Consider the following 26186-nt stretch of genomic DNA (forward strand, 5'->3'; position numbering starts at 1 on the left):
ACGGAGAGCTCGCGATCACCGCCCGGCCATCTTCCGCGCGCGCCGGCTGTGTGCTGTGGGCCCGGACGGCAGTGAGTCGGGCGGCGCGGTCCAGGTGCCGTCGATGGGCGGCCCGCCGCCGATCGCGAACCGGATCGGCCGGCACCAACGGCACGATCCGGTTCACAAGGACACGCGCTAGAACGGCGTCAGGGTCAGCCGGATCCCGGTAGGTGCGGTGTCCTGGATGTAGGAGGCGAAGTCGGCGACGTCGTCGAAGGCGAAGCCGTAGGCCTTGCCGTCCTGGGTGGCCGCGTGTACGGCCTTCGCGTAGTGGTTGGTGGGGTCGGTCCGGTAGAAGGCCGATGCGTCGGTGACCGGCTGGGCGGAGTTGCCGAGCAGCGTGGAGCGGTTGAAGCCGGCGCCCAGGACGGCGGCGACGGGACCGGTGGTGCCGTCGTTCGGAGCGGCGAGGTTGCCGTCGCAGAAGAGGACGTCGCGGGTCGACGGCTTGCTGAAGGCGACCGGGGCCGGACCGTCGAACGTGAACTTGTCGGCGCGCACCCGGCCGGTGAAGGTGCCCGCGTTGGTGGTGACCGTGAGGTCCTTGCCGGTGTAGGTGCTCCACACCTGGTCGATGTACGGGGCGAAGTAGTCATGGGCGAACAGGCCCGCGTCCAGGCCGTGTCCGGGAGCGATGACGCGGAGGTCGTCGACGACCAGGGGGGCGAACTCGGCGACCTGCTTGACCGCGCTGAACACCGCGGCCCTGCCGCCGTCGCGCAGGGTGCCCGTGGTCTGGTCCTTGGCTCCGGTCAGCCGGATGCTCATCGGCACACTGAACATGTCGACCATGGTCGTGTTGCAGAACATGCCCGAGGCGTTGTGGGTGAACTCGGCGCAGTCGTGCAGCACTCGGTAGTTGGGGTCGGAGGTCACCCAGCCGGCGGGGTACTGGAGCGCCGCGTTGCCGTTTCCGTCCGCGACGGCCTTGAACTTCAGCTTCTCGCCGAGCGACACGTAGATGCGGCCCGACATGTAGGGCAGCGTGAGGGTGGCCTGCCCGCTCGCGGGCAGGGACAGGGCGTAGTCGGTGAAGCCGTCCGCGCCGTTGTCGGACAGGGCTATCGGGGCCAGGGTGCCGTCAGGGGCGACCCGGACCTGCTTCCCGTCCTGGTTTCCGACGATGTAGACGTGCACCGAGGCGTTGTCGAACGAGCCGCTGTTGTTGACGATCGTCAGCGGGAGCGCTCCCGCCGTGGCGGCCTTCGTGCCGTTGTTCGTCGTACCGGCGAGGGCGTAGGGGCCCAGGGCCGCGACGGCGGGGGCGGCCACGGCCGCTCCGCCCAGGGCGACGAACAGTTTGCGGCGGGTGAGACTGCGCTGGTGACGAGGTGCCATGTGGGGGTGCCTTTCCTTGGTACGTGTGCCTCGCGGACGCGAGTGGGGGTGGGGCGTCATGGGCCGCTCCGCCGTGCGGGGTCAGCCCACGGCTGTCCACTTCTGGTTGGCGGTGCCGACGCAGGCCGAGATCTGCAGCCGAGTGCCGTCGGCTGCCGAACCGCCCTTGGCTTCGAGGCACTTGTCCGCCCCGGTGTTGGTCAGGTCGTGGGCGGAGGTGTAGGTCCACTGCTGGGCTTTGCTGCCGTTGCAGCCGTAGAGCTGAACGGGGGTGCCGTCCTCAACCGAACCGCCGCGTACGTCCAGGCACTTGCCCAGCGCGCGAACGGTGCCGTCACTGCCCAGCGTCCACTTCTGGGCGTCGACGCCGGTGCAGTCGTGCAGTTGGACCGGCGTGCCGTCCGCGGCGGAAGCGCCGGCGACGTCGACACACATCCCGCCGATGCCCTTGATGGCACCGCTCTTGCCGGCCAAACCGGTGGAGCCGGTCGAGCCGCCCGTGTCGGAGGTCGAGACGTGGACGTAGTCGACGATCATCGTCTGCGGGAAGGAGGTCGTCGAGTCGGGGCTGCCGGGCCAGTCGCCGCCGACGGCGAGGTTCAGGATGAGGAAGAACGGGTGGTCGTAGACCCACTTCTTGCCGCCGAGGTCGGCCGGCGTGCGGGTCTCGTAGGCGTGCCCGTCCACCGACCAGGTGATCGCCGTCGGGCTCCAGTCGACGGCGAAGACGTGGAAGTCGTCGGCGAAGGCCTTGCCGTCGGGCAGGGTGTAGGCGGCGCCGATGCCACCGGAGCCGGAATAGCCGGGGCCGTGGATGGTGCCGTGGACCACGCCGGGCTCGTGACCGACGTTCTCCATGATGTCGATCTCCCCGCTGTTGGGCCAGCCCGCGCTTCCGAGGTCGTTGCCGAGCATCCAGAAGGCCGGCCAGATCCCCTGGCCGCGCGGGATCTTGATGCGGGCCTCGAAGTGGCCGTACGCCTGGCTGAAGCTGCGGGACGTGTTGAGCCGGGCTGACGTGTACTGGCACGTCCCGTTCCAGCACCGCAACCCGGAGTCGGTGTTCTTGCGCGCCGTGATCACCAGGTGACCGTTGCCGTCGAGGGCGGCGTTCTGGTTGCCCGGCGTGTAGTACTGCAGTTCATGGTTGCCGTTGCCCGAGCCACCGGTCTCGAGCGTCCACTTGCCGGGGTCGGGTGCGCTTCCGGCGCTGCCGTCGAAGTCGTCGGACCAGGTCACCGGGGCGGTTCCGGCGCTGGCCAGGTTCGCCCAGGAATCGGTCGTGGTGATGAGGACGGCGGTGACGAGTGCGGCGGCGACCAGTGAGACCAGTCCGCCGAGCGTCCAACGCCGAGCGCGATGAGCTGCCATGGCTGGGATGACACCTTGTCTGTGGGGGATGCGGGTGGTCCTACCCGTACGGCTGACCGCACACGAGGAGGCAGAGCGTTCCGTTTGAGAGCGCTCTCTCGACTGCGGTGAACCCCGGGTGGACCCCGATCGTACGCACGGCCGTTACCTCGGCCAACTTGTCCGTGACGCCCTCAACACCGCCTGGGCTGCGGTTACTTGGAAAGCAAGCTGAGACTCAAGGTCGCTTAATGAGCGTTTAAGTCTCACTTAAGCGAGGCGGCTCCGCGGGCGGGCGCCCACCGGAATGTTCAATTCCGTTGATGTGCCGCATTCGAGCACAAGGGCCGCACCTGGCCCGCGCAAGACATCGATATCCGAATTCGGACAGAGGATCCTCCGCTCCGCGCGCGGACGCGACCGGATCGATCGGCTCCGCGCGGACGCGAACGCATCGGTCCGCCCACGGGCCGGCACGCGTGAGCAGGCCCGCTGACCCTTCCCAGGCCCTGACTCAATGCCCGGCAACGGGTCAGGGCCGGAGTCGGTGGCACCCAGGGGCTTGCCACGCACCGGACGCGCACTTCGGCCGAGCGCCACGGAGAACTCATGACCCAAGATGATCAGTAGTGTCATGAAGGCCCTACTGTCACCAGGATGCTGAACAGACAACTCGGCCGGCGCTCCCGCCGGTGGCGAGATCACTGACTTGGTGATCGAGCGCGCCACCACAACCTGCTGAGCGCGTCTCCCCGGGCCGTCAGGGGGTGGAAGGACGCGCAACGATGACCAAAGTCGACAACCGCCGGCCGCTCAGCAGTAGTTCAGGGCGTTGTTCGATCAAGCGGCCGCAGGGTACGGCCGCCCTCGATGTCCTCCGGTACGACGGTGGGCACCAACTGGCTCATTTCCGACGCGTTCACCGACTCCCAGCAGGTCGTCAACAAACCGCTCGGGCGAAACCCCCGGCTACGCCTGGCCCGCAACGCGCTCAGGGTATGCGCACGTTGCGGGCCACTGCGCGGGGCGCGCGAGCGGGTGGCGCTCAGAGTGCTGGTGAAGCGGCCGGATCCCGGGACTGATCGACTCAGCCGCCGCTCTTGCGCCTGAACGACCGCTGGCTCGCAGCCGGGCCGTGCGCCGCACGCACCTTCGACGCATCCGGGCTGGCGGCGACATCGGCCGCGTCCGCCTGGGCACCGCGCTTGCGCGCGAGGGCTTCACGGAACTTGCGCTTGAGGTCGTAGTTGCCGTCGATGTCCGGCGCCAGAGGGGACGTCTCGGGGGCAGCCGGCTCCGAACCTTCCGTAGCTGCGGGCTCTGCGGTCATGGTGACCTCCTGGGTTCGGGGGTGGGCAAGCACAGCTTGTCATGCCGGGCGGAGTGCGGGGCTACGGCGACATCATCCTGCTCCGTTTCGGCGGGTACCTCTCGCGGGCAAGGGCGTTCGCTTCGTGGGTGAGGCGCACAGGACGGCTTCGGGCCGGACCGAGGGTGTCGATACCGTGGCCAGGACATTCGCTGCCAGGCCAACGGCTCTCAGCCGTTGCGACGCACCAGGGCGGCCTTGCGGGCCTCGGCGAGCTTGCGGGCCTCTGCGGCCTTTCGGGACTTGCCGCCGGCACCGCGGGAGGTGTCCTTGCCGGTGCCGAGGCCGCGGAAGGGAGCGTTGGTGTTCTTGGGCCGCTCGACGGCGGGCCCGCCGTCGAGCGGGGTGCCAGAGGGAGCCTTGGCGCCGGTGATCCGACTCAGTTCCGCCTCGCCCGAGCGCACCTTGGTGACGGTCGGCTCGATGCCGGCCCCGGCCATCATGCGGCTCGTCTCGCGGCGCTGGCCCGACAGGACGAGGGTGACCACGCTGCCGGACTCACCGGCGCGGGCGGTGCGGCCCGCCCGGTGCACATAGTCCTTGGGGTCGGTGGGCGGGTCGACGTTGACCACGAGATCGAGGTCGTCGACGTGCAGGCCACGGGCCGCGACATTGGTCGCCACCAGAACGGTGATCTGGCCGTTCTTGAACTGCGCCAACGTCCGTGTGCGCTGTGGCTGGGACTTGCCGCTGTGCAGGGCCCCGGCGTGCACCCCGCTGGCCCGCAGATGCCGGGTGAGCTGGTCGACGGCGTGCTTGGTGTCGAGGAACAGCAGTACGCGGCCGTCGCGGGCGGCGATCTCCGTGGTGACGGCGTAGCGGTCAGGGCCGTGGACGACCAGAACGTGGTGCTCCATCGTCGAGACCGTGCCCGCGACCGGGTCGACCGAGTGGACGACGGGGTCGTGGAGGTAGCGACGGACCAACTGATCGACGTCGCGATCCAGAGTGGCCGAGAAGAGCATCCGCTGACCGTCGGGGCGCACCTGGTCGAGCACGTCGACAACCTGCGGCAGGAATCCCAAGTCGCACATCTGGTCGGCCTCGTCCAGCACGGTGATCCTCACCCGTGCCAGGCGGCAGGCGTTGCGCTCGATCAGGTCGTGCAGGCGCCCGGGAGTGGCGACGACCACCTCGGCTCCCTGGCGCAGCACGGCGACCTGCCGGCCGATCGACATGCCGCCGACGACCGTGGCCATCCGCAGCCGCAGTGCCTCGGCGTACGGCGCCAGCGCCTGGGTGACCTGTTGGGCCAGCTCCCGGGTGGGCACAAGGATCAGAGCGAGGGGCTGCTTCGGTTCGGCGCGCCGCCCGGCCGTACGTGTCAGCAGCGGCAGGCCGAAGGCGAGCGTCTTGCCCGATCCGGTGCGCCCGCGTCCCAGGACGTCGCGCCCCTCCAGGGCATCGGGCAGTGTGGCGGCCTGGATCGGAAAGGGTTCGCGCACCCCGAGCCCGCTCAGTGTCCGCAGCACCTCCACCGGCAGTTGCAGACCGGCGAAGGAGGCGGCCGGGGGCAACGCCGGGGTCGTGGCCTCGGGCTGGGCGGGACCGCCGTGAGCGATGCCGGAGTCGTCGGGATGTTTCATGAACAGCCTTCCGCAGGGGAACGTACCGAGGAAGGCCCGGCAGGATGGAACAGCCCACACACAAGCGGAACCGAACAGGCAGAATCGCCCACCGCGACGACCACGCAAACGCATGACACTAACACAAGGCACAACATCGCGCCGGGATGCCGCTCGCCCCTCCCGCACCGATGACCCCGGCCCGATGCTGACCTTTCGCCGACCCGGACCCGGCGATCAAGGGAGGCACCCACACAGCTCGACGTCCATGTCGCCTGGATCCGTGTGTCTGCGATCGCCCCGCGATGATTGCTCGCGCCTCCGTGGCAAGCACCGGACCAGCGCCTCGGTTTGCCCGCCCGGCAGCCCGGCGACACGTGGGGCGGCGCCGAGCGCCTTCCTGGGCCACCGCCGGAAGCGCCCTCCTCACTCCTGATCAGCGCTTGACGCCGAGCATGCCCGGCTTCGTCTCATCCGCGTCCATGGCGTCGCTCAGGCCGAGACGCAGATGCTCGATGTGGTAGACGGCCTGGTCGAGGAGTTCGGCGACGTGGTTGTCGTAGAGCGCGTAGATGACCGAGCGGCCCTGGCGCCGGCCGACGACCAGGCCCAGGTTGCGCAGCAGGCGCAGTTGGTGGGAGCAGGCGGACTGTTCCATGCCGACCTCGGCGGCGAGTTCGGTGGCGGCGCAGGGGCCCTCGCGCAGGCGGGAGAGGATCAGGAGCCGGGAGGGGGTGGCCAGGGCCTGGAGGGTGGTGGCCACGCGTGCGGCGCTGTCCGCGTCCAGACGCGTGCGCGGGACGGCGTTCTTCGCGGGAGCTGCTCCATGGCCCATACGTGCCATCATACAAGCGATACTTGAAGACCTCTTCATATGTACCTGTATGGTGGGCGGGTCGGTACGTCCTGCCCTGATGAAGGGTTCTTCGTCATGCCTTCCACCCTGACCGAGCGGTCCGCGCCCCCCGCGGCCGCGGACCCCGAGAAGGCCGCCCCGAGGCGGCGGACGCGGGTCTTCGCGCTGCCCGAGGCTCGCTGGGCCGCGGCCGCCACGGTGCTGTTCCTGCTCGCACTGCCGCTGCAACTGACCGGCGCGCCCGCCTGGACGTGGGCGGCGCCGTACGCGCTCGCCTACGCTGCCGGCGGCTGGGAGCCCGCGCTGGCCGGGCTGCGGGCCCTGCGGGAAAAGACGCTCGACGTCGACCTGCTGATGATCGTGGCGGCACTGGGCGCGGCGGCCGTGGGCCAGGTGATGGACGGCGCCCTGCTGATCGTCATCTTCGCCACCTCCGGCGCCCTGGAGGCGCTGGCCACCGCGCGCACCGCCGACTCGGTGCGCGGCCTGCTCGACCTCGCGCCCGCCACCGCGACCCGGCTGCTCGACGGCGGCGGCGAGGAGACCGTGGCGACCGCCGACCTCGTCGTCGGGGACACGGTCCTGGCGCGGCCGGGCGAGCGCATCGGTGCCGACGGCCGGGTGCTGGACGGCAGGAGCGAGGTGGACCAGGCCACCATTACCGGCGAGCCGCTGCCCGTGGCGAAGGAGCCGGGTGACGAGGTGTTCGCCGGCACCCTCAACGGCACCGGCGCCCTCCGGATCAAGGTGGAGCGCGACGCCTCCGACTCGGTGATCGCCCGCATCGTGCAGATGGTGGAGGAAGCCTCCGAGACCAAGGCGCCCACCCAGTTGTTCATCGAGAAGGTCGAACAGCGCTATTCCGTCGGCATGGTGGCGGCCACCCTCGCGGTGTTCGGGGTACCGCTCGCCTTCGGCGCCGCGCTGACCGGCTCGCTGCTGCGGGCCATGACCTTCATGATCGTCGCCTCGCCGTGCGCGGTCGTCCTGGCGACCATGCCGCCGCTGCTGTCCGCCATCGCCAACGCCGGCCGGCACGGCGTGCTGGTGAAGTCCGCCGTGGTGATGGAACGCCTCGGCCAGGTCGACGCGGTCGCCCTGGACAAGACCGGCACCCTCACCGAGGGCACCCCGCGCGTCACCGACATCCGGCCGCTGCCCGGCTCCGGCGTCACCGAGGAGGAGCTGCTGGCCCTCGCCGCGGCGGCCGAACACCCCAGCGAGCACCCGCTGGCCCGCGCCGTCGTCGACGCCGCCCGGGCCCGCGGCCTCGCCCTGCCGGTCGCGGGGGGCTTCGCCTCCACCCCTGGCGTCGGGGTGAGGGCCACCGTGGACGGCCGTGCGATCGCGGTGGGCGCCCCCGCCCGGCTGGTGTCCGGTACCGAGGGCGCGCACACCGCCGTCGCCGCCGAACTGGAGGACGGCGGGCGCACCGCGGTCCTGGTGGTGGCCGACGACACGCCGGCCGGAGTCCTGGGCATCGCCGACCGCCTGCGCCCGGACGCGGCCGCCACCGTCACCTCGCTGACCGCGCTCACCGGAACCAGGCCGACACTGCTCACCGGCGACAATCACCGCGCCGCCGCCCGCCTGGCCGCCGAGATCGGCATCGACGACGTACGCGCCGGACTCCTGCCCCAGGACAAGGTCGCCGCGGTACGGGAACAGGAGCAGGCCGGCCGCAGGGTGCTGCTCGTCGGCGACGGCGTCAACGACGCGCCCGCGCTCGCCGCCTCCCACACCGGCGTGGCCATGGGGCGGGCCGGCTCCGACCTGGCACTGGAGACCGCCGACGCGGTGATCGTCCGCGACGAACTGGCCACCGTACCCACCGTGGTGTCGCTCTCCCGCCGCGCCCGCCGCCTGGTCGTGCAGAACCTCGCCATCGCCGCCCTGTTCATCTCCGGCCTGGTCGTCTGGGACCTCGCCGCCACCCTCCCCCTGCCGCTCGGCGTCCTCGGCCACGAAGGCTCGACCGTCATCGTCGGCCTCAACGGCCTGCGACTGCTGCGCGAGGCGGCCTGGACGCGGGCCCGCGCGGAGGGCCACCGGTAACCCGTCACTCACGCCAACGGTCCGCAGCGCCTGCTCCTGCGCTGCGGACCGTCGCACGTTCTCCCCCTCGGCGGGCGCGCCGTTGCGGCAAGCGAATACATGACCCACGGTTCATATGGACATGGATTTCATTTTCATCTACGGTGGAGTCGTACCCCGGTCGTTCGTCCTTCCCGGAGGTGCACTCCAGGTCGCGCTCTCCCCTGATGCCGGCCACTTGGTGGCGACCGGGCCCACGGGATACGCGCTGTGGCGCCGTTCCGACGGCCGTACGACGGTGCGGGAGTCCGGTGCCTGGTCGGCCGCCGCTGCCTGGGCGGACGGCATGGGGGTCCCGGCCGGGCGAGGCCGGGGCAGGGTGGCCGTCGCCTCCGGTCGTCGCGCGCTCGTACTCGACACGGAGGGCAGCGAGTTGTGGCGCACGGAGCCCGCCGCGTCCACCGTCACCGACCTCGCGTGGATGCGGCAGGGGCGGCGCCTGGCTGTGGCCGCGTACGGGGCGGTGCGCTGTCACGAACGGCACACCGAGAAGCCCGTGGTGACGTACCCGTACGTCGGCTCGCACCTCGCGCTCGCCGTCGCACCCACCGGGAGGTGGATCTGCAGCGGCAACCAGGACGCCTCCATCCACATCTGGCGTGCCCGCGACGGCGGTGAACTCACGATGTCCGGCTACCCGGAGAAGGTCTCCCGCCTCGCCTTCGACGACACCGGCTTCTGGCTGGCCGCCGACGGCGCACCCGACGTCACGGTGTGGGACTTCTCCGGCAAGGGACCCGAAGGCACCGCGCCGCGCTCGCTGCGCTGCCACGAGACGGTCACGGCGCTCGCCTGGCGGCCGGGCGCCGCCGGGCACCTCGCCAGCGGCGGCGCGGATGGAACCGTAGCCCTGTGGCACGCCACGGCCGGACGGCCGCAGACGCGCCTGCGGCCGGTGCGCGAACTGGACGGCACCGGTGCCGCGGTCGCGGCGCTGGCCTGGGCAGGCCCCCACTTGCTTGTCGTCGCGTGGCGGGAGGGCCGGGTCCGGACGTACGGCGTGCCGTCCCGGACCGCGCTGTGAACCGGTCCGTGATCCGGGCGGCCGCGCCCCGGCCCTGCACTCTGGTCGTGTGCCGGGGCTGTTGCTGCGGCAACCCGCGCAAGCACCCCGGCACCGACCATGCCCGGCAGCTCGACCGGTTGCGCGCCGGCGCGGCGGAAGGAGGCTTCCAGGTCCGTACGACCGACTGCCTCGGCCCCTGCGACCAGGCCAACGTCATCGTCGTCCAGCCTTCCACCGCCGGCCGCCGGGCCGGAGCCCGCGCCGTCTGGGTCGGCTTCGCCATGGACGACGACTGCACCGATGATCTGCTGCGCTGGGCGCAGGCGGGCGGACCCGGCATCGCCGAACCGCCCGCCGCCCTGGCGCTCCAGCTCATCCGCCCACCGCGCGAAGCGCGCACCCTTGCGCGCCGATGACATCGACGCAGGCGGCGGCGTCCTCGCGGCCGCCTGCCTCGACGAGGCCACCGCCGCCTCCGTCGCCACCACCCTCCAGGCCCTCGCCACACCGTCCCGTCTGCTGATCCTCACCACTTTGCGGCAGCGCCCGTACCCGGTCGGCGAACTCGCCGCCGCCATCGGCATGGAACAGTCCGCGGTCTCCCACCAACTGCGCCTGCTGCGGGCGCTCGGCCTGGTCACCGGCCGCCGCGACGGCCGCCGCATCGTCTACAGCCTCTACGACGACCACGTCGCCCGACTCCTCGACCAAGCCGTCCACCACCTCGAGCACCTGCGCCTCGGCGTGCGCGACCTCGGCTGACTTGTGTCAACCGCACCACACCCGCTTCACCTCCCCGCGCGCGCAGATCCTCAACCAGTCGCCGGAGCTCCGCGACTGCTGAACCACGGCCGGATCCGGCGCTCAGCCGGCAGGCCGGTCACTTCGCACCCTCGGCGGCCGTCGCCCACCGGGACACCCGGTCCTCGTGAGCGACGGCCGCCGATGCTTGTCCCGGCGCCGTCCGCCCGGACCCCGCGCAGCCCCGAGCAGTCGTACGCCCGGGTCAAGGGATGGCAACGGTTTTCATTTGACATTGATCTGAAAATCATTCTCATCTAGCGTCGGAGGTGTCACCACATGGTCGGCGCGTGTCCGCTCCGCGTCCGGCATCGTCCGAAGGAGATCCTGCATGTCCACCGCCCCCGCCTCCCGTTCCATCCGGCCGTCCGCGAGAATCGCACTGGTCACCGCGACGGCCGCGCTGACGGCCGTGACGGCGACCGCCTGCTCGACCTCCTCCTCGCACACCGGCGACACCGCCGCGACCGGCAGCGGCTCGGGCAAGACGATCCAGGTGGTGGCGGCGGAGAACTTCTGGGGCAGCATCGCCTCCCAGCTCGGCGGCAGCCATGTGAAGGTGACCAGCATCATCACCAATCCGGCCACCGACCCGCACGACTACGAGCCGACCGCCGCCGACGCCCGCACCGTGGCCGGCGCCCGGTACGCGATCGTCAACGGCATCGGCTACGACGCCTGGGCCGACAAGCTGCTCGCCTCCAACCCCGGCAGCGGGCGCAGCGAACTGAAGGTCGGCGACCTGGTCGGGGTCAAGCCGGGCGGCAACCCGCACCGTTGGTACTCCCCCGACGTCCACCAGGTCATCGAGAAGATCACCACCGACTACAAGAAGATCGACCCGGCCGACGCCTCCTACTTCGACCGGCAGAAGACCACCTTCGAGACCAAGACGCTGGCCGGCTACAACAAGCTCATAGCCGACATCAGGGCGAAGTACGCCGGGACCCCGATCGGCGCCTCGGAGTCCATCGTCACTCCGCTCGCCGAGGGCCTGAGGCTGAGGATGCTCACCCCGGAGACGTTCCTGGACGCGATGAGCGAGGGCTCCGACCCCACGGCCAAGGACAAGGCCACCATCGACCAGCAGATCAAGAACAAGCAGATCAAGGTGTACGTCTACAACTCCCAGAACTCCACGCCTGACGTGCAGGCACAGGTCAGGGCGGCCAAGGCGCAGGGCATCCCGGTCGCCACGGTGACCGAGACCCTGACCCCCGCCGGGGCCGGCTTCCAGCAGTGGCAGACCACCGAACTGCACGCCATCGAGCAGGCCTTGGCCAAGGCCACCGGGAAGTGAACTGAGTCATGAACCCGATAGCGAAGGCCCGAGAAGCCGTCACACACAGCGGCCACACCGTCCCCAACCGCCGAGGCGGGGGCCACGACACCGCCGCGGACACCAGGAACGAGGAGGTGGTCGCCCTGCACGGCGCGTCCGTGCGGGTCGGCGGCCGGACGCTGTGGTCGAGGGTGGACCTTCGCATCGGCGCCGGCGAGTTCACCGCCGTGCTCGGCCCCAACGGCGTAGGCAAGTCCACCATGATCAAGGTCCTGCTCGGCGCGCTCCCCGCGGCATCCGGTGAGGTACGGGTGCTCGGGGCCCGCCCCGGGCAGGCCAACGACCGCATCGGCTATCTGCCGCAGCGCCGCAGCTTCGACGCCGACCTGCGGATCCGCGGTGTCGACGTGGTGCGCCTCGGCCTGGACGGAGACCGGTGGGGGGTGCCGCTGCCGTTCCCGAGCGCGCGCCGACGGGCAGCCCGCGCACGCGTGGACGAGGTGATCGAGCTGGTCGGAGCGTCGGCGTACGCGCACCGGCCGATCGGGCAGTGTTCCGGCGGCGAACAGCAGCGACTGCTGATCGCCCAGGCACTGGTCCGCCGCCCCCGACTGCTCCTGCTCGACGAGCCCTTGGACAGCCTCGACCTGCCCAACCAGAGCGCGGTCGCCGCACTGATCGGGCGTATCTGCCACCAGGAGGGCGTCTCGGTGATCATGGTCGCCCACGACGTGAACCCGATACTCCACCACCTGGACCGGGTGGTGTACCTGGCTGAGGGCGGAGCCGCCACCGGCACCCCTGCCGGGGTCATCACCTCAGAGACACTGACCCGGCTCTACGGCACACCGGTCGAGGTCCTGCGGGCCTCGGACGGCCGGCTGGTCGTGGTGGGCCAGCCGGAGGCACCGGCCGTGCACACCGACCGGCACGACACCCCGGGGAGCGGCCATGACGCTCGCTGAGGCAGGGGCAGCGGCCTGGTCGTGGAACCTCCTCGCCGACCTCCAGGAGATGTGGTCGTACCCCTTCATGGTCAACGCCTTCCGCGCGGGCGCGGTCGTGGCCGTGGTCTCCGCACTCGTGGGGTGGTTCGTGGTGCTGCGGCGGCAGACGTTCGCCGCGCACACCGTCTCCGTGGTCGCCTTCCCGGGCGCCGCCGGAGCGGTCCTGCTCGGCGTCAGCGCGGTCTACGGGTACTTCACGCTGTGCGTGGCCGCCGCGCTGGTCATCGCCGCCCTGCGCGGCGGCGGAGACCACCAGGAGTCCGCGCTCACAGGGACGGTGCAGGCGTTCCTGCTGGCTTGCGGCTTTCTGTTCATCGCCCTGTACAAGGGCCTGCTGGAGGGGCCGCAGACCATCCTCTTCGGCACCTTCCTGGGGATCACCTCCTCCCAGGTGACCGTGCTGACGGTGGTCGGCGCGGTGGTGCTCGCGGTGCTGGCGCTGATCGGGCGTCCGTTGCTCTTCGCGTCCGTCGACCCGCAGGTCGCCGGCGGGCGCGGCGTGCCGGTCCGTGGCCTGTCCGTGGTCTTCCTCTTCCTGCTCGGCGCGGCCACCGCCGAGGCGAGCCAGATCACCGGAACCCTCCTGGTCTTCGCCCTCATGGTGATTCCGGCCGCCACCGCACAGACCCTCACCGCCCGCCCGGCCCCGAGCCTGGCCCTGTCGGTCCTCCTGGCCTTCGCCGCCACCTGGCTCGGGCTGACCGCCGCCTACTACTCGCCCTACCCCCTGGGCTTCTTCGTGACGTCCATCGCCTTCGCCGGATACCTCCTCGCCCTGGGCTGGCGCTCGCTGCGCGAGGCGCTCGGCCGGACCCGAGCCGGAACCGCGCCCGCCGCCGGGGAGGTGGCCGTATGACCGTCCTGCCGGCCGCCTCCGCCCTGTCGCAGCCCTTCTTCCAGCACGCCTTCCTCGCCGGAACGGCCATCGCCCTCGCCTCCGGCCTGGTCGGCTACTTCCTCGTCCTGCGGGCCCAGGTCTTCACCGGCGACGCGCTCAGCCACGTCGCCTTCACCGGCGCGATGGCCGCCCTGGTCCTCGGCGCCGACCTTCGCCTCGGGCTGTTCGCCGCGACCATCGCCATGGCGCTGCTCTTCGGCGCCCTCGGCCGCCGGGCACGGCCCGACGACGTGGTCATCGGCAGCGTCTTCTCCTGGATCCTGGGGCTGGGCGCCTTCCTCATCACCCTCTACACGACCTCCCACAGCACCACCAACGGAACCGCCGGTGTCAGCGTGCTGTTCGGCTCCATCTTCGGCATCTCCGCGGGCAGCGCGGTCGTCGCCGCCCTGGCCGCCACCGGGGTCGCCCTGCTGGTGGTCCTCATCGCCCGGCCCCTGCTGTTCGCCACACTCGACGAGGCCGTGGCCGCAGCCCGCGGGGTGCCGGTCCGACTGCTCGGGTACGGCTTCCTCGCCCTTGCCGGCATCAGCGCGGCCGAGGCCACCCAGGCGGTCGGTTCCCTGCTCCTTCTCGGCCTGCTCGCCGCCCCCGCGGGCGCCGCCATCCGTCTCACCGACCGCCCGTACCGGGCACTCGCCCTCTCCGCGGGGCTGGCGGTACTGGAGATATGGGCGGGGTTGTTCGTCGCGTACGCGGTGCCGAAGATGCCACCGAGCTTCGCCATCATGGCCGTAGCCACAGCCGTCTACGCCGCCACGTTCCTGATACGACGGCCCGCCTCCGGTCCTCGTACGGGAACCGCCGTCCCCACCGGCACATGAGCGAAGGGACCCGATGGAACGCAACCGACAGCCGGCCACCACACCCTTGGCCGACGTCACGCTGATCGGCCGGCACACCCAGCAACGCACCACGGTCGTCGAGGCGCTGATCCGGACGGAGGGCTTCGTCGGCGCCCAGGCGCTCCACAACCGGCTCGCCGCGGACGGCTCACCGGTCGGCAAGTCCACGGTCTACCGCACCCTCACCGCCCTGGCCGCCGCCGGCCGAGCCGACATGGTCCGCGACACAGGCGGGGAGCGCCTCTTCCGCTACCGACCCGGCCGCGAGCACCGCCACTACCTCATCTGCACGGAATGCGGCCTCAGTCGTCCCGTCGACTCCGGCCCGGTGGAGGTCTGGGCGGACACGATCGCACGGATGTCCGGGTTCGCGAACGTCCGTCACACGGTGGAGCTTTCCGGAGTGTGCCCGGACTGCGGTCCACCACATGGGGCGACCCGGTGAGGACGAACGCGAGCACCGCCTGACGGGCCGTCGGCATGGCCGCGCTGTTCCAGGCAGTCGACGAAACGGGGGGCTGTGAGCGTGGGCCGCGGGCCGGGTCTCGGTGCGGGCGGATCACGCAGGCCCCCGGGAGCAGACCCTTCCTCGCGTCGACGGGCGGCACACCTCCCATTAGTAATGGGATTCATTTTCATGTAGCTTGGACATCCCATCGATCCAGGAGGACCCCATGGCCGTACCCAAACGGAAGATGTCCCGCAGCAACACCCGCCACCGCCGCGCCCAGTGGAAGGCGACCACGCCCACGCTCGTGCCGATCACTGTCGACGGAGTCTCGTACCCGGTGCCGCAGCGGCTGGTGAAGGCATACGAGCGCGGACTGCTGCGTCCTGGGGACTGATTGTTCATGCCTCACGACCGACTGCCCGTCACCGTCCTGTCCGGATTTCTCGGCGCGGGCAAGACCACGCTCCTCGACCACGTCCTCGGCAACCGCGAGGGACTGCGCGTCGCGGTCATCGTCAACGACATGAGCGAGGTCAACATCGACGCCGCTCTGGTGCGCGGCGGCGAGGCCGCCCTGTCACGCATCGGAGAGCCCCGGCGGTCAGGAACTGGCCTTCATCGGGACTCACCTGCACGCGGACGCCTTGCGAACGGCCCTGACCGACTGCCGTGTGACGGACGGCGAGGGCCGGTTCGCGGCCGACCCGTTCCCCGCCTGGGACACTTACGGCATCGGTGACACCTGCGAACACGAGCAGCCCGCGCTCGTGGCAGGGACCTGAGGACCCCGGGCCGGGCGGTGGTCGCAGCCACGGCACCGCCCGGCCCGGTACGGACCTCGATCCGGGAGGCCGGCATCACCCGGCACGGCGTACACCTGGGCACGGAGGCCCTCACCCGTCCACGATCCCCCAACCGGGACGCGGCTCACCCGTCCGCACCTCGGGGGACAGAACACCCGCCCTGACGGGTGCGGTTCGGCATACCGGTCTCTTCGGCCGTCGGGTGACCGACGAGGCGTTTGGGCCGACGTGGGGGCCGCCCAGGCCGACGGCCCGTACTTCCTCGTCCTCCTGCCCTCACACCCCACGCGAGCCCGGATAGACACCGCGAGGACCATGGAACCTGGAGCAAGCCCCGGCAACTGACCGACCACGGCGCCGCGAACGGCGGGGGTGTTGCCGGTCATCACGCTCAACAGACCCTTACTCGCACCGCTCACCCTCAGTCCAGGCGGGTGTCATGCCGCGAGGCGGGCGCCGACCGCAGCCTGTCGGGCAGTGTGCCGTCGTCCGGCATTCCGGCCCGCAGCCACGCTCCGACCGCCGCGGCGTCGGCCACGGTGACGAGCGGGCCCAGACGCACGGCGGTTCCGGTGGGGCTGCGATCCGCCGTGCACGGCTGTGCGACAGCGTGCAGACCGCGTCGGCCCGCGCAGTCGAGGACCTTCCGCAGGCATCCTGTGGAGATCATGACCCCGTGGGAGCTGTCTCGCACCACCCGGCGCAGCTCATCCGTCACCTGATCGGTGGCGGCCTCACACGAGGCGCAGACGACAAGTGTGAAGGGACGACCCGGACGGTTGCGTGCGGCGTCACTCATGCGTGCACTCCTGCCGGATTTCGCGGTGGACGGCTTCCACTTCGGCCTCATCTCTCGCATACGCACAGACGGCGATGACGAACACGCGGGGCTCTTCGGGCGTGGTCATGCCGCCGTGGGCGGGGGCACGGCTCGAGGTGAGACGTGCCCCCGGCGCCCCTCCGTCAGCGCGGAGGAACCGCCGTCACCAGGACGACTTCGTGACGCCGGGCAGGAAACCCGCGTGCGCCTGCTCCCTGACCCGGACACGGGAGAGTCCGAACGTGCGCAGATGGCCCCGAGGGCGGCCGTCGACGCTGTCACGGTTGCGGACGCGGGTGGCGCTGGCGTCGCGCGGCTGCCGGCGCAGTTCGGCGATCGCGGCACCGCGCTCGGCGTCCGTCGAGGACGGACGCCGGATGATCTCCTTGAGTTCTGCGCGGCGGGCGGCGTACCGCTCGACGACGGCCTTGCGCTTCTCGTTCTTGGCGATCTTGCTCCGCTTGGCCATCAGACCTTCCCTCCCCTGGCGCGGATGCGGGAGACAGCCGCTTCTACGCCGATGGTGTCGACGGTCTTGATTCCGCGGGCGCTCAGCGTCAGCCGGACGTACCGGGACTCGCTGGGCAGCCAGTACCGCTTGTGCTGGATGTTCGGGTTGAAGCGGCGGGAGGTGCGCCGGTGCGAGTGGGAGATGCGGTTGCCGAATCCCGGCTGGGCGCCGGTCAGTTGGCAGTGGGCGGACACAGGATGACCTGCCTCTCACATGGGGAGGGTTATCGGTAATGGAAATCGTTCCCATATAGTAGCGCCTATGGCTCGCAACGAACTCCGCCCGGTCATCAAGCTCCGCTCCACCGCGGGGACCGGCTACACCTACGTGACCCGCAAGAACCGCCGCAACAACCCCGACCGCCTGGTCCTGCGCAAGTACGACCCGCTCGCCGGCCGGCACGTCGACTTCCGCGAAGAACGCTGACCCGACCCCCCCCACCGCTCAAGGGAGCACGCCATGAAGCCCGGCATCCACCCCGCCTACGGTCCCGTCGTCTTCCGCGACAAGGCCGCCGACTTCGCCTTCCTGACCCGTTCGACGCTCACCAGCGACAAGCGCATCGACTGGGAGGACGGCAACACCTATCCCGTCGTGGACGTCGAGATCTCCTCGGCGAGTCACCCCTTCTACACCGGTACCGCCCGTGTCCTCGACACCGCGGGCCGCGTGGAGCGCTTCGAGCGCCGCTACGGTCGATCCGGAGGCCGCTGATGCGTCAGGAAGGCCGACTGCCGGTCGTCATCGTCGGCGGCCTGCACGCGGACGCCCGCACCCGGGTCGTCGACCGACTGCTGAAGGCGGTGCCGGGGAGCATCGCCCTCCACCACGATCTGGCGACCGCGGAGGAGGGAACCGTACGGCGGCTCCTCCGCGACACGTCCGGCGTCCTGGCGTCGGGCGAGGCACCGCAGCACAAGGCGTGGGTACCTTCCCCACTCCGCAGGGAGACGCAGTGGATCCGGCTCTCGGTGCCTTCACCGCGCGCGATCCACGACAGCGGCCTGAGGACCCCTATGAGAAACGCCGAATCTGGAGGCTCGACGTCGTCATGACAGCGCAGGAGGCGGCAACAGCACCGAGGCTCACCCGGATCACCCGTCCCGGCGAGGTCAGTTCCGGCCTCAGGCGGGACCTGGTCGACTGCTGGGTGGCGGTGAGCAACGCCGGCGGGGCGGTGATCCCGTACGGATTTCCGCTGCCGCCGGTGACCGCGCGGCAGGTCGGGCCCGTGCTGGACCAGATCGTCGACGGACTCGACCCGCAGCGATGCAGGATGCTCGTGGCCACCGTCGAAGGTGAACTGGCCGGCTGGCTGATCCTTCGCCGGGATCCGCACCCGCTCGTCGCGCACTGCGGCGTGGTGAACCACGTCCAGACACACCCCCGGTTCCGCGGGCGGGGCATCGGCGCCGCGCTCATGCACCGCGTCCGCGACGTCGCCCGCGACGAGATGGGCCTGGAACGGCTGGGGCTCGGCGTCAGGGCCGGCCTGGGGCTGGAGGAGTTCTACCGCAAGCTGGGCTGGGTCGAGGTCGGCCGTTGGCCGGGAGCGCTCCGGGTGGCCCCCGGCGACGACCGGGACGAGATCCTGATGAGCCTCGCCCTCTGAACAGTCGCCCGGCTGGGCCGGGCGGACCGTCCCGGCCGACGGGCCGGACCGTCCATCGCGACAGCGGGCTGAGACACGCAGGTGATTCAGCCCTTGACCGCCACGAGGACCTGGCTGTCGCCGAACTGCCAGACCGAGGTGACATGGTGAAAGCCCGCCCGACGCAGCAGTTCAGCGTGGCGGGCCGCGGTCAGGTGCTCGCCCGCGCTTCCACCCCGCACGGTCAGGCGCTGCTCGCGCCGGCTGAACAGGTCGACGAGCTCGGGGTCCTGCGCCGCCCTGCTCCACCAGGACTGCCAGTCCTCATGGACGTGGCTCCCGGCTCGCTCGGCCCGGCGGCGGCCCACGTGGACGGTGAGTTCCGAACACCGTGGGGCGCTCTGGGGGAAGTGGTCCCCGTTGACCAGGGCACCGCCCGGTCGGAGAAGTGCCGCCAAGTGCCGGTAGGTGTCCAGGAGCGTCGGCTCCGGGAGGTAGTGGAGGGCCGTTGTGGAGACGGCCGCGTCCAGCGGGCGGTCCAGTCGCAGGGCGTCGATCCAGCCGTCGTCACCGATCACGGCGTCCACGTAGCGGGCGGCGTCCGCGTGGTGGGTGCGGCCCAGTTCCAGGAGGAGAGGGTCCATGTCGACGGCGACGATCTCCGCGTCCGGCAGACGCCCGGCGAGCCTGGCCGCCAGGGAACCGGGCCCGCACCCCAGGTCCAGGAGCAGCGGCCTGGTGCGGCCGGCTGTGACGTGTTCGACCACATCGGCGATCACGGTGAACCGCTCCTCACGGTCGACGGCGTAACGCTGCTGTTGGAGTTCCCAGCGCTCCACCCACTCCTTGGCCGTCTCCATGCTCACGCCCATAGGGTCGCGCCACCTCTTCCATCTGACACCTGTCGCCGACACTGCCGAATGTACAGGCGCTGGAAACGGTTTTCATCGCGGATTCACCCGAGCGAGGTGAGTGCGGCCAGCAGGCGGTCGATTTCGTCGACGGTGTTGTACACGTGCAGGCTGACCCGTACGGAACCGTCCTTCTTCTCGTCCGCCCCGGCCTGGCAGAGGCTGTCCGCCCGGACCATGAAACCGTGGCTGAACAGGACGAAGCCGAGGTCGTCGGAGGGAATGTCGCCGTGCCGGAAGGTGACGATGCCGTGGCGCCGTTGTGCGGCGGGAACCAAGGAGCCGGCGGCCAGGCTGGATTGGCAGCCCAGGATCTCGTACGAGGTCAGGTGTCGTAGCCCGTCGGTCAGCCGGGAGGTGAGGGCGGCCGTCCAGTGTGCGATCCGGTCCGTGCCGACCGCGTCCAGCCAGTCGAGCGCGGCCTCCAGCGAGGCGATGCCCACGGTGTTGGGGGTGCCCTGCCAGCCACCGGGCCGGAAGGCCGGGCCGCGTGCGTTACGCGCCCAGACCGCCCCGGAGCCTGGCAGCGCCAGGGCCTTGTGCCCGGAGAAGACCACGAAGTCCACGTCGAGCGCGGACTCGTCGACACGGACCGGCAGGTGGCCGATGCTCTGGGCGGCGTCCAGGCAGATCGGCACGTCCGGGCCCACGGCCTCGCGGATGCGGTGCACGTTCATGTCGCCGCCGTACACGTGATGGACGTGCGTGGCAGCGACGAAACGGGTGCGCGGGCCGACGACCCGGTCGAAGGTCCGGTGGTCGTAGTCGCCCGACTCGGCCTGGTACGGCAGTGCCCGCACCTGGACGCGGACTCCCCGGTCGGCCAGCAGCCGCTGGGCCTCCAGCCAGGGATCCAGGTTCGCCCGGTGGTCGGCGAACGGGACGAGGATCTCGTCGCCGTCGGTGAGATGGGTGGTGAGCCAGTCTCGGGCGATGGCACGCAGTCCCTCGGTGGTGCCGCCGGTGAAGTGGACGTCCGATCGCCGGGGATCGGGGTCGCCCAGGAACTCCTTGACCCGCCGTCGGGTCCGTTCCACCAGCTCCGTCGTCCGGTTGGCCCACGGGTAAGTACCCCGTCCCGCATTGGCGTTGGCCGTCGTGAGATAGGCGTGTACGGCGTCCAGCACGGCCCGGGGCTTCTGGGAGGTGGCCGCGCTGTCGAGGTAGGCCAGCTCGGGGTGGGCGGTGATGATGGGGAACTCCTCCCGCATCTCCCGCTGCCAGGCGGCCGCCTCGGTCCAGTCCTCCCCGTGGACGGGGTGCACCACGCTCACTCCCGGACCAGCGGCGCGCCCGCGTCCCGCCAGGCGACGATGCCGCCGGCCAGACTGCGCACGTCGGGGTGACCCATGCGGGTCAGCAGCGCCGCGTACCGGGCGGACTTCTCACCGACCGGGCAGGCGAGCAGCACCGGCTGCCGCTTGCTGAAGGGCAGTCCGGTGCGGACGAGTTCGTCGAAGAGCTCGTCGACGATGTTGACCGATCCCTCGATGTGCAGCGCGGCGTAGGCGTGCGGGCCCCGCAGGTCCACGACGAGCGGGCGCGGCTCACCGTCCGCGATCCACCGCCGGGCGTCGTCGGTGCCGACGGTCTTGGCCTCGGCTTGTATCTCGGCTTCGGTGAGAGTCGCGGCGAAGCGCCCGCGGCGCGGACCGCCCAGGAGTTCGGGCCGACGCTGCCGTACGTAGCTGAGATAGCTCTCGGCACGGTCACAGACGATGAAGACCGCCGTCCGGCGCTGGTCCGACTCGGACAACTCCGCGTCGACGGCGCGCAGATGACGCACCGCGCCCTCGTACGCGGCGCCTCCGGTCGGTCCCGACAGCAGACCGCACCGGCGGATGAGGGTCAGCATGCCGTCGATGGCCTCCTCGGAGGTCACCGACTCGATCGTGTCGTACGTCGCCGGGTCGAACAGTCCGACCTGACGCACCTCGTCGATGGTGCGGATGCCGGGTATGAAGTCCGACTTGTGGGCGACCAGGCCGAGGACGCGCACCTCGGGGTCGTGCTCGCGCAGCACCCTGGCCACACCGGTCGACGAACCGGCCGTACCCACGCAGGCGATGAACCAGTCCGGCGCCCGCCCGTCGAGGTCCTTGACGATCTCCGGCCCGGTTCCCGCCGCGTGCGCCTCGGTGTTGCGCGGGTTGAAATACTGGTCGGTGTGCACGTACGCACTGCCCGGTTCCGAGAGCGCCTGGTGGAAACGGGTCAGTGGATCGTCCGTGTCGGTGGGGTCGAGACACTCGCTCTGCCCGGGCAGTTCCTCGATCTCGGCGCCGAGCAGCAGAAGCAGTTCCTTGACCTCCGGCACCCGCATGCGGTTGGTGACGCTCTTGAACCGCAGCCCGTGCATACCGGCCAGCAGAGCGAGGGCCTTGGCCGTGTTGCCGCTGGAGAGTTCCACGACCGTCTCACCACCCTCGGACGCGGCCTCGAGCAGCGGGCGCGCCATGTTCCAGGCGGGCCGGTCCTTGACCGAGCCGAAGGGGTTGAGCATCTCCAGCTTCGCGTACAGGTCGATGTGGCGCAGGCCGTGGACGGCCGGATCGATGCGTACCAGCGGCGTGTTGCCGATGGCCTCGGTGATGCTGTCGTACCTCATGCCCCTTGCCCCCCGGGATGTGTGATCGGCCAGTACTCCTCATCCAGGCACCAGCGCCAGGAGCCTCCTTCTCTTACGACGGCCACCGTGCGGGCCACCGGCTGCCGTTGGGCATGGTGGGCGTGGAAGTCCATGGCGTAGCCCGCCGTGTTGGCGAACGCCAGCAGGTCGCCGGCACGGGGCAGGCGGGGCAGGAAGACCGTGCGGCGCGTGATCAGGTCGGCCTCCAGGCAGAGATTGCCGACGAGGTGGACCCCCACCGGCCCCTCCTCGCCCTCCCCTCCCGCTCCGGTACGCGGGAGCAGTACGGGGTCGACGAGTACGCCGTGTTCCTCCAGGCTCACATCCCCGGCGTTCATCCCGAGCCGCACCAGATACTCCCCGGCCCCCTCACCGATGCGCCGTACGTCCAAGACCCGCGCCAGCGAGAGCCCGCACTGGTCGACGAGGGCCCGGCCCGGTTCGACGTACAGGTCGTAGAGGTGCTCCAGGAGCAGAGTGGCGGGCGGTCGGCCCAGGATGGGCGTGGGCAGCGAGAGCAACTCGTCGAGGTAGCCGGGCCCGGCGGTGGGGCGGTACGCCGGGTAGAGGGCGGCGGCCCCCCGCACCGTACCGCCCTCGTTGCGCAGCCCGTAGCCGTGCCCGCGCCAGGTCAGGGGCGGGCGGGTGCCGAGCACCGCCTCGGTCAGTGCGGTGGTGTACCGCTCCCACTGACCGGCGTCGTCGACGTAGCCGACACCGAAGCCCCCGCCGATGTCGATGACGCGCGGTGCCAGGCCCCGGGCGCGGCACTCGTCCATGACCGTCACACAGCGTTCCAGGGCAGGGACCTTCTCCGCCAAGGCGGTCGTGTCCAGGTGGTAGGCGACACCGGTCAGCTCGACGGCGTCACGGTGCCGTTCGACTGCCGACAGCAGCTCGTCGAGCTCTCCCACCGGGGAACCGAAGCGGCTGCGCCGCGACAGCATCCGCACACCCGCGGGTTGCGAGTCATCGACCGAATCGAACGCCGAGAGCCGCAGCAGAACGTCGACGCGGGGGAGGTCGTGCTTCCGCACCACGTCGGCCAGTTGGTCCAGCTCGCCGCGCGAGTCGAGGTTCACCGTCGCCCCGACGCGGGCGGCCAGCCACAGGAACTCCGGGTCCTTCGGCCCGGTGGCCATGATGCGGTCGGGTGTGACGCCGGACCCCAGAACATGCCGCAGCTCCCCCAGCGAGGCGACATCGACGCCCACTCCGGCCGGGTCCGCGGCGGCCAGCCGCCGTACGAGGGCGCTGGACCGGTTCGCCTTGTGGGCGTAGTACACCCGGCCGGCCAGGTGGTGGTCGCGGTAGACGGCACGGAAGCGGCCGGCGTTCTCGGCGATCCGCTCCGGCAGCAGCACATTGAGCGGAGAGCCGAGTGCGTCGACGAGGGAGTGCAGGAACGGTGCGTCGGCCAGCAGTGAACTGAGCGGTGGCTCCAGTCGTGGTCGCAGATACAAGGGCACACCCACGGCAGGCACCTTCCCTTCCCCCTCCGCACCGGCCGACCGGGCCCCGTCAGCCGTCCGGACGTATTCATTTCCACCTACAACGGCCATTAAGCCCCGAACGGCCGCGCAGCCGAGGCCGTTGAGTGTGCGCCTCCTGCGGTCCAGCGCGGCTCGATCGTGCGGGTCGGGCGCGAGCGGCGCATGGAGAACGTCGGCTTGAGCGGCGCGCATGCCCCGTGCGTCCTGGAAGCCGGTGCCCAGCGTTCGGCGGGCTCTCCGACTTCCCGCCGAAGACCTATGAGGGGGTAAAGAATCCCTTCGCACACTGTCGGCCGCAATGAGGCGGAGTTACCTTCCTCTCACGTTCTGTCATGCACATTCACGCAATCAGCATGTCATGTCCATGACTGCACGACGCCGCTGTGCACGTCACGGGCCTGCCCACCCAGAGCGAGAAACCCCACTTCCCGATGGAGGCAGCACCCCATGCGTGAGTCACGCCCGAGCAACCAAAGACGCAGTCTGCGAAGACTCGTCGCCGTCGCCTTCCCGGCCCTCTCCCTCGCCGTCGCCGGGTTCTACGCGGCACCTTCGGCCGGGGCCCAGCCCGCCACAGCGCAGCCGCACCTCTCCAAGACCACCCAGAACGCCAAGGCGCTGACCGACCCGAGCCGGCAGACCTACCACTCCACCGGCAGGGCGGGACAGAAGGTGCCCACCCAGCACCTGTGCGCCACCGCCCAGCCGGGCCACGCGTCCTGCTTCGCCCAGCGCCGCACCGACATCAAGCAGCGCCTGGCCTCGGCGGTCGCCGCCGCCGCGCCCTCCGGCCTCTCCCCGGCCAACCTGCACAGCGCCTACAACCTGCCCACCACGGCCGGTTCGGGCATGACGGTCGGCATCGTGGACGCCTACAACGACCCCAACGCCGAGTCGGACCTGGCCACCTACCGGTCGCAGTTCGGCCTGTCCGCCTGCACCAAGGCCAACGGCTGCTTCAAGCAGGTCAGCCAGACCGGCTCCACCACCCAGCTGCCGACCAACGACAGCGGCTGGGCCGGCGAAGAGATGCTCGACATCGACATGGTCAGCGCGGTCTGCCCCAACTGCAACATCATCCTGGTCGAGGCCAACTCCGCGACCGACTCCGACCTCGGCACCGCCGAGAACGAGGCCGTCACACTCGGCGCCAAGTTCGTCTCCAACAGCTGGGGCGGCTCCGAGTCCTCCTCCCAGACCAGCGAGGACACCTCGTACTTCAAGCACCCGGGCGTCGCGATCACCGTCTCCTCGGGCGACTCCGCCTACGGCGCCGAGTACCCGGCGACCTCCCAGTACGTGACCGCCGTCGGCGGCACCGCGCTCACCACCGCCTCCAACTCCCGCGGCTGGAGCGAGTCCGTCTGGCACACCAACTCCACCGAGGGCACCGGCTCCGGCTGCTCCGCCTACGACCCGAAGCCGAGCTGGCAGACCGACACCGGCTGCTCCAAGCGCATGGAGGCCGACGTCTCCGCCGTCGCAGACCCCGCCACCGGCGTGGCGGTCTACGACACCTACGGGGGCTCCGGCTGGGCGGTCTACGGCGGCACCAGCGCCTCCTCGCCGATCATCGCCTCGGTCTACGCCCTCGCGGGCACCCCGGGCGCGAGCGACTACCCGGCGAAGTACCCGTACTCCCACACCGGCAACCTGTACGACGTGACCAGCGGCAACAACGGCTCCTGCTCCCCGTCGTACTTCTGCACCGCCGGCACCGGCTACGACGGCCCGACCGGCTGGGGCACCCCCAACGGCACCGCCGCCTTCACCTCCGGCGGCGGCGGTGGCGGCAACACGGTGACCGTCACCAGCCCCGGCAGCCAGTCCACCACCACCGGGAGCTCGGTCAGCCTGCAGATCCACGCCACCGACAGCGCCGGCGCGGCCCTCACCTACAGCGCGAGCGGCCTGCCCACCGGCCTGTCCATCAACAGCTCCACCGGCCTGATCTCCGGCACGGCCTCCACCGCGGGCACCTACCAGGTCACGGTCACCGCGACCGACTCCACCGGCGCCTCCGGCTCGACCTCCTTCACCTGGACCGTCGGCTCCGGCGGTGGCGGCGGCTGCACCTCCTCCCAGCTGCTGGCCAACCCGGGCTTCGAGTCCGGCAGCACCGGCTGGAGCGCGACCAGCGGCGTCATCACCAACGACTCCGGTGAGGCGGCCCACAGCGGCTCCTACAAGGCATGGCTCGACGGCTACGGCTCCTCGCACACCGACACCCTGTCCCAGTCGGTGACGATCCCGGCCGGCTGCAAGGCCACGCTCACCTTCTACCTGCACATCGACACCGCCGAGACCACCACCAGCACCGCGTACGACAAGCTGACGGTGACCGCCGGTTCGACCACCCTGGCGACCTACTCGAACCTCAACAAGGCCTCCGGGTACGCGCAGAAGACCTTCGACCTGTCCTCGTTCGCGGGCTCGACGGTCACCCTGAAGTTCAACGGCGTGGAGGACTCCTCGCTGCAGACCAGCTTCGTCGTGGACGACACCGCCCTGACGACCAGCTGAT

27 protein-coding genes and 2 pseudogenes are annotated in these 26186 nt (G+C 70.8%); 17 read left to right on the plus strand and 12 right to left on the minus strand.

What is annotated here, in order from left to right; all coding sequences use genetic code 11:
• Positions 1 to 177: 177 nt before the first annotated feature.
• The 5 genes from ACIP94_RS29890 to ACIP94_RS29910 form a co-directional block, all read right to left on the minus strand.
• Positions 178 to 1380, minus strand: a complete 1203-nt coding sequence (locus ACIP94_RS29890; protein ID WP_402432399.1) for a glycoside hydrolase family 64 protein — start codon at positions 1378 to 1380, stop codon at positions 178 to 180.
• An 81-nt stretch (positions 1381 to 1461) separates the two neighbouring features.
• Positions 1462 to 2751, minus strand: coding sequence for a family 16 glycosylhydrolase (locus ACIP94_RS29895; protein WP_402432402.1), 1290 nt, complete (start codon positions 2749 to 2751; stop codon positions 1462 to 1464).
• 1066 nt (positions 2752 to 3817) lie between these two features.
• The gene (locus ACIP94_RS29900; protein WP_402432405.1) at positions 3818 to 4060 is read right to left on the minus strand and encodes a DUF5302 domain-containing protein; all 243 of its coding nucleotides are present in this window, start codon (positions 4058 to 4060) and stop codon (positions 3818 to 3820) included.
• Between the two features lie 209 nt (positions 4061 to 4269).
• Complete coding sequence (locus tag ACIP94_RS29905) at positions 4270 to 5685, minus strand: DEAD/DEAH box helicase (RefSeq protein WP_402432408.1); 1416 nt, start codon at positions 5683 to 5685, stop codon at positions 4270 to 4272.
• Positions 5686 to 6100: 415 nt separating this feature from the next.
• Positions 6101 to 6499 carry an ArsR/SmtB family transcription factor gene (locus ACIP94_RS29910; RefSeq protein WP_402432411.1) on the minus strand — a complete coding sequence of 133 codons (399 nt, stop codon included), beginning with the start codon at positions 6497 to 6499 and terminating at the stop codon, positions 6101 to 6103.
• A gap of 96 nt (positions 6500 to 6595) precedes the next feature.
• On the opposite strand from ACIP94_RS29910, the gene ACIP94_RS29915 reads away from it, so the two are divergent.
• The 12 genes and pseudogenes from ACIP94_RS29915 to ACIP94_RS29970 all read left to right on the plus strand — a co-directional run.
• A complete protein-coding gene (locus ACIP94_RS29915) occupies positions 6596 to 8575 on the plus strand; it encodes a heavy metal translocating P-type ATPase (protein ID WP_402432414.1) in 1980 nt (659 codons plus the stop codon).
• A 121-nt stretch (positions 8576 to 8696) separates the two neighbouring features.
• Positions 8697 to 9638, plus strand: a complete 942-nt coding sequence (locus ACIP94_RS29920; protein ID WP_402432417.1) for a WD40 repeat domain-containing protein — start codon at positions 8697 to 8699, stop codon at positions 9636 to 9638.
• A complete protein-coding gene (locus ACIP94_RS29925) occupies positions 9635 to 10036 on the plus strand; it encodes a (2Fe-2S) ferredoxin domain-containing protein (protein ID WP_402432420.1) in 402 nt (133 codons plus the stop codon). Before ACIP94_RS29920 ends, ACIP94_RS29925 begins: the two co-directional genes overlap by 4 nt.
• Positions 10023 to 10382 carry an ArsR/SmtB family transcription factor gene (locus ACIP94_RS29930; protein ID WP_402432423.1) on the plus strand — a complete coding sequence of 120 codons (360 nt, stop codon included), beginning with the start codon at positions 10023 to 10025 and terminating at the stop codon, positions 10380 to 10382. The genes ACIP94_RS29925 and ACIP94_RS29930 overlap by 14 nt, the downstream gene beginning before the upstream one ends.
• Position 10383: 1 nt before the next feature.
• Positions 10384 to 10464 (plus strand): hypothetical protein, encoded by an 81-nt coding sequence (locus ACIP94_RS29935; RefSeq protein WP_402432640.1) that lies wholly within the window; start codon positions 10384 to 10386, stop codon positions 10462 to 10464.
• Between the two features lie 288 nt (positions 10465 to 10752).
• Positions 10753 to 11721, plus strand: coding sequence for a metal ABC transporter solute-binding protein, Zn/Mn family (locus tag ACIP94_RS29940; protein WP_402432426.1), 969 nt, complete (start codon positions 10753 to 10755; stop codon positions 11719 to 11721).
• An 8-nt stretch (positions 11722 to 11729) separates the two neighbouring features.
• Entirely contained in the window at positions 11730 to 12668 is a 939-nt protein-coding gene (locus ACIP94_RS29945; RefSeq protein ID WP_402432429.1) for a metal ABC transporter ATP-binding protein, read from the plus strand.
• Complete coding sequence (locus tag ACIP94_RS29950) at positions 12655 to 13566, plus strand: metal ABC transporter permease (protein WP_402432432.1); 912 nt, start codon at positions 12655 to 12657, stop codon at positions 13564 to 13566. Before ACIP94_RS29945 ends, ACIP94_RS29950 begins: the two co-directional genes overlap by 14 nt.
• Positions 13563 to 14432 (plus strand): metal ABC transporter permease, encoded by an 870-nt coding sequence (locus ACIP94_RS29955; RefSeq protein WP_402432435.1) that lies wholly within the window; start codon positions 13563 to 13565, stop codon positions 14430 to 14432. The genes ACIP94_RS29950 and ACIP94_RS29955 overlap by 4 nt, the downstream gene beginning before the upstream one ends.
• A gap of 13 nt (positions 14433 to 14445) precedes the next feature.
• Positions 14446 to 14898, plus strand: a complete 453-nt coding sequence (locus ACIP94_RS29960; RefSeq protein ID WP_402432437.1) for a Fur family transcriptional regulator — start codon at positions 14446 to 14448, stop codon at positions 14896 to 14898.
• A gap of 229 nt (positions 14899 to 15127) precedes the next feature.
• Positions 15128 to 15298 carry a 50S ribosomal protein L32 gene (gene rpmF / locus ACIP94_RS29965; protein ID WP_402432440.1) on the plus strand — a complete coding sequence of 57 codons (171 nt, stop codon included), beginning with the start codon at positions 15128 to 15130 and terminating at the stop codon, positions 15296 to 15298.
• 6 nt (positions 15299 to 15304) lie between these two features.
• Positions 15305 to 15586 (plus strand): annotated as a pseudogene (locus ACIP94_RS29970) (GTP-binding protein); the annotation flags it as partial.
• 542 nt (positions 15587 to 16128) lie between these two features.
• Here the strand turns inward: ACIP94_RS29970 and ACIP94_RS29975 are convergent.
• The 3 genes from ACIP94_RS29975 to rpmB all read right to left on the minus strand — a co-directional run bounded on the left by ACIP94_RS29975 (position 16129) and on the right by rpmB (position 17232).
• Complete coding sequence (locus tag ACIP94_RS29975; RefSeq protein WP_402432443.1) at positions 16129 to 16506, minus strand: hypothetical protein; 378 nt, start codon at positions 16504 to 16506, stop codon at positions 16129 to 16131.
• 184 nt (positions 16507 to 16690) lie between these two features.
• Complete coding sequence (gene rpsN, locus ACIP94_RS29980) at positions 16691 to 16996, minus strand: 30S ribosomal protein S14 (RefSeq protein WP_402432447.1); 306 nt, start codon at positions 16994 to 16996, stop codon at positions 16691 to 16693.
• The gene (gene rpmB, locus ACIP94_RS29985) at positions 16996 to 17232 is read right to left on the minus strand and encodes a 50S ribosomal protein L28 (protein ID WP_402432450.1); all 237 of its coding nucleotides are present in this window, start codon (positions 17230 to 17232) and stop codon (positions 16996 to 16998) included. The genes rpsN and rpmB overlap by 1 nt, the downstream gene beginning before the upstream one ends.
• 67 nt (positions 17233 to 17299) lie before the next feature.
• Here rpmB and rpmG point away from each other — a divergent pair, with 67 nt between their 5' ends.
• From rpmG to ACIP94_RS30005, 4 genes and pseudogenes are all read left to right on the plus strand, one after another.
• Positions 17300 to 17464 (plus strand): 50S ribosomal protein L33, encoded by a 165-nt coding sequence (gene rpmG / locus ACIP94_RS29990; RefSeq protein WP_402432453.1) that lies wholly within the window; start codon positions 17300 to 17302, stop codon positions 17462 to 17464.
• Positions 17465 to 17497: 33 nt separating this feature from the next.
• On the plus strand, positions 17498 to 17752 hold the full coding sequence (locus ACIP94_RS29995; RefSeq protein ID WP_402432456.1) for a type B 50S ribosomal protein L31: 255 nt from the start codon (positions 17498 to 17500) through the stop codon (positions 17750 to 17752).
• Positions 17752 to 17949, plus strand: a pseudogene (locus ACIP94_RS30000) (cobalamin biosynthesis protein CobW); the annotation flags it as partial. The gene ACIP94_RS29995 and the pseudogene ACIP94_RS30000, both read left to right, overlap by 1 nt.
• Positions 17950 to 18089: 140 nt before the next feature.
• On the plus strand, positions 18090 to 18650 hold the full coding sequence (locus ACIP94_RS30005) for a GNAT family N-acetyltransferase (RefSeq protein ID WP_402432459.1): 561 nt from the start codon (positions 18090 to 18092) through the stop codon (positions 18648 to 18650).
• A gap of 86 nt (positions 18651 to 18736) precedes the next feature.
• Here ACIP94_RS30005 and ACIP94_RS30010 read toward each other — a convergent pair whose 3' ends face one another.
• The 4 genes from ACIP94_RS30010 to ACIP94_RS30025 all read right to left on the minus strand — a co-directional run bounded on the left by ACIP94_RS30010 (position 18737) and on the right by ACIP94_RS30025 (position 23614).
• On the minus strand, positions 18737 to 19501 hold the full coding sequence (locus ACIP94_RS30010; protein WP_402432462.1) for a class I SAM-dependent methyltransferase: 765 nt from the start codon (positions 19499 to 19501) through the stop codon (positions 18737 to 18739).
• Positions 19502 to 19584: 83 nt separating this feature from the next.
• Complete coding sequence (locus ACIP94_RS30015) at positions 19585 to 20751, minus strand: aminotransferase class V-fold PLP-dependent enzyme (RefSeq protein WP_402432642.1); 1167 nt, start codon at positions 20749 to 20751, stop codon at positions 19585 to 19587.
• 59 nt (positions 20752 to 20810) lie between these two features.
• The gene (locus ACIP94_RS30020; protein ID WP_402432465.1) at positions 20811 to 22148 is read right to left on the minus strand and encodes a pyridoxal-phosphate dependent enzyme; all 1338 of its coding nucleotides are present in this window, start codon (positions 22146 to 22148) and stop codon (positions 20811 to 20813) included.
• Positions 22145 to 23614, minus strand: coding sequence for a Y4yA family PLP-dependent enzyme (locus tag ACIP94_RS30025; RefSeq protein ID WP_402432645.1), 1470 nt, complete (start codon positions 23612 to 23614; stop codon positions 22145 to 22147). The genes ACIP94_RS30020 and ACIP94_RS30025 overlap by 4 nt, the downstream gene beginning before the upstream one ends.
• A gap of 495 nt (positions 23615 to 24109) precedes the next feature.
• Between ACIP94_RS30025 and ACIP94_RS30030 the strand changes: the two genes are divergently transcribed.
• Complete coding sequence (locus tag ACIP94_RS30030) at positions 24110 to 26185, plus strand: putative Ig domain-containing protein (RefSeq protein ID WP_402432468.1); 2076 nt, start codon at positions 24110 to 24112, stop codon at positions 26183 to 26185.
• Position 26186: the final 1 nt, after the last annotated feature.

This window comes from Streptomyces sp. NPDC093261 (genome assembly GCF_044753645.1).
GTDB lineage: Bacteria > Actinomycetota > Actinomycetes > Streptomycetales > Streptomycetaceae > Streptomyces.

Coding starts and splice junctions, on each gene's coding strand:
- ACIP94_RS29890 (WP_402432399.1), bottom strand. CDS start 1,380: ATGGCACCTCGTCACCAGCGCAGTCTCACCCGCCGCAAACTGTTCGTC.
- ACIP94_RS29895 (WP_402432402.1), bottom strand. CDS start 2,751: ATGGCAGCTCATCGCGCTCGGCGTTGGACGCTCGGCGGACTGGTCTCA.
- ACIP94_RS29900 (WP_402432405.1), bottom strand. CDS start 4,060: ATGACCGCAGAGCCCGCAGCTACGGAAGGTTCGGAGCCGGCTGCCCCC.
- ACIP94_RS29905 (WP_402432408.1), bottom strand. CDS start 5,685: ATGAAACATCCCGACGACTCCGGCATCGCTCACGGCGGTCCCGCCCAG.
- ACIP94_RS29910 (WP_402432411.1), bottom strand. CDS start 6,499: ATGGGCCATGGAGCAGCTCCCGCGAAGAACGCCGTCCCGCGCACGCGT.
- ACIP94_RS29915 (WP_402432414.1), top strand. CDS start 6,596: ATGCCTTCCACCCTGACCGAGCGGTCCGCGCCCCCCGCGGCCGCGGAC.
- ACIP94_RS29920 (WP_402432417.1), top strand. CDS start 8,697: ATGGATTTCATTTTCATCTACGGTGGAGTCGTACCCCGGTCGTTCGTC.
- ACIP94_RS29940 (WP_402432426.1), top strand. CDS start 10,753: ATGTCCACCGCCCCCGCCTCCCGTTCCATCCGGCCGTCCGCGAGAATC.
- ACIP94_RS29945 (WP_402432429.1), top strand. CDS start 11,730: ATGAACCCGATAGCGAAGGCCCGAGAAGCCGTCACACACAGCGGCCAC.
- ACIP94_RS29950 (WP_402432432.1), top strand. CDS start 12,655: ATGACGCTCGCTGAGGCAGGGGCAGCGGCCTGGTCGTGGAACCTCCTC.
- ACIP94_RS29955 (WP_402432435.1), top strand. CDS start 13,563: ATGACCGTCCTGCCGGCCGCCTCCGCCCTGTCGCAGCCCTTCTTCCAG.
- ACIP94_RS29960 (WP_402432437.1), top strand. CDS start 14,446: ATGGAACGCAACCGACAGCCGGCCACCACACCCTTGGCCGACGTCACG.
- rpmF (WP_402432440.1), top strand. CDS start 15,128: ATGGCCGTACCCAAACGGAAGATGTCCCGCAGCAACACCCGCCACCGC.
- ACIP94_RS29975 (WP_402432443.1), bottom strand. CDS start 16,506: ATGAGTGACGCCGCACGCAACCGTCCGGGTCGTCCCTTCACACTTGTC.
- rpsN (WP_402432447.1), bottom strand. CDS start 16,996: ATGGCCAAGCGGAGCAAGATCGCCAAGAACGAGAAGCGCAAGGCCGTC.
- rpmG (WP_402432453.1), top strand. CDS start 17,300: ATGGCTCGCAACGAACTCCGCCCGGTCATCAAGCTCCGCTCCACCGCG.
- ACIP94_RS29995 (WP_402432456.1), top strand. CDS start 17,498: ATGAAGCCCGGCATCCACCCCGCCTACGGTCCCGTCGTCTTCCGCGAC.
- ACIP94_RS30005 (WP_402432459.1), top strand. CDS start 18,090: ATGACAGCGCAGGAGGCGGCAACAGCACCGAGGCTCACCCGGATCACC.
- ACIP94_RS30010 (WP_402432462.1), bottom strand. CDS start 19,501: ATGGGCGTGAGCATGGAGACGGCCAAGGAGTGGGTGGAGCGCTGGGAA.
- ACIP94_RS30015 (WP_402432642.1), bottom strand. CDS start 20,751: ATGCGGGAGGAGTTCCCCATCATCACCGCCCACCCCGAGCTGGCCTAC.
- ACIP94_RS30020 (WP_402432465.1), bottom strand. CDS start 22,148: ATGAGGTACGACAGCATCACCGAGGCCATCGGCAACACGCCGCTGGTA.
- ACIP94_RS30030 (WP_402432468.1), top strand. CDS start 24,110: ATGCGTGAGTCACGCCCGAGCAACCAAAGACGCAGTCTGCGAAGACTC.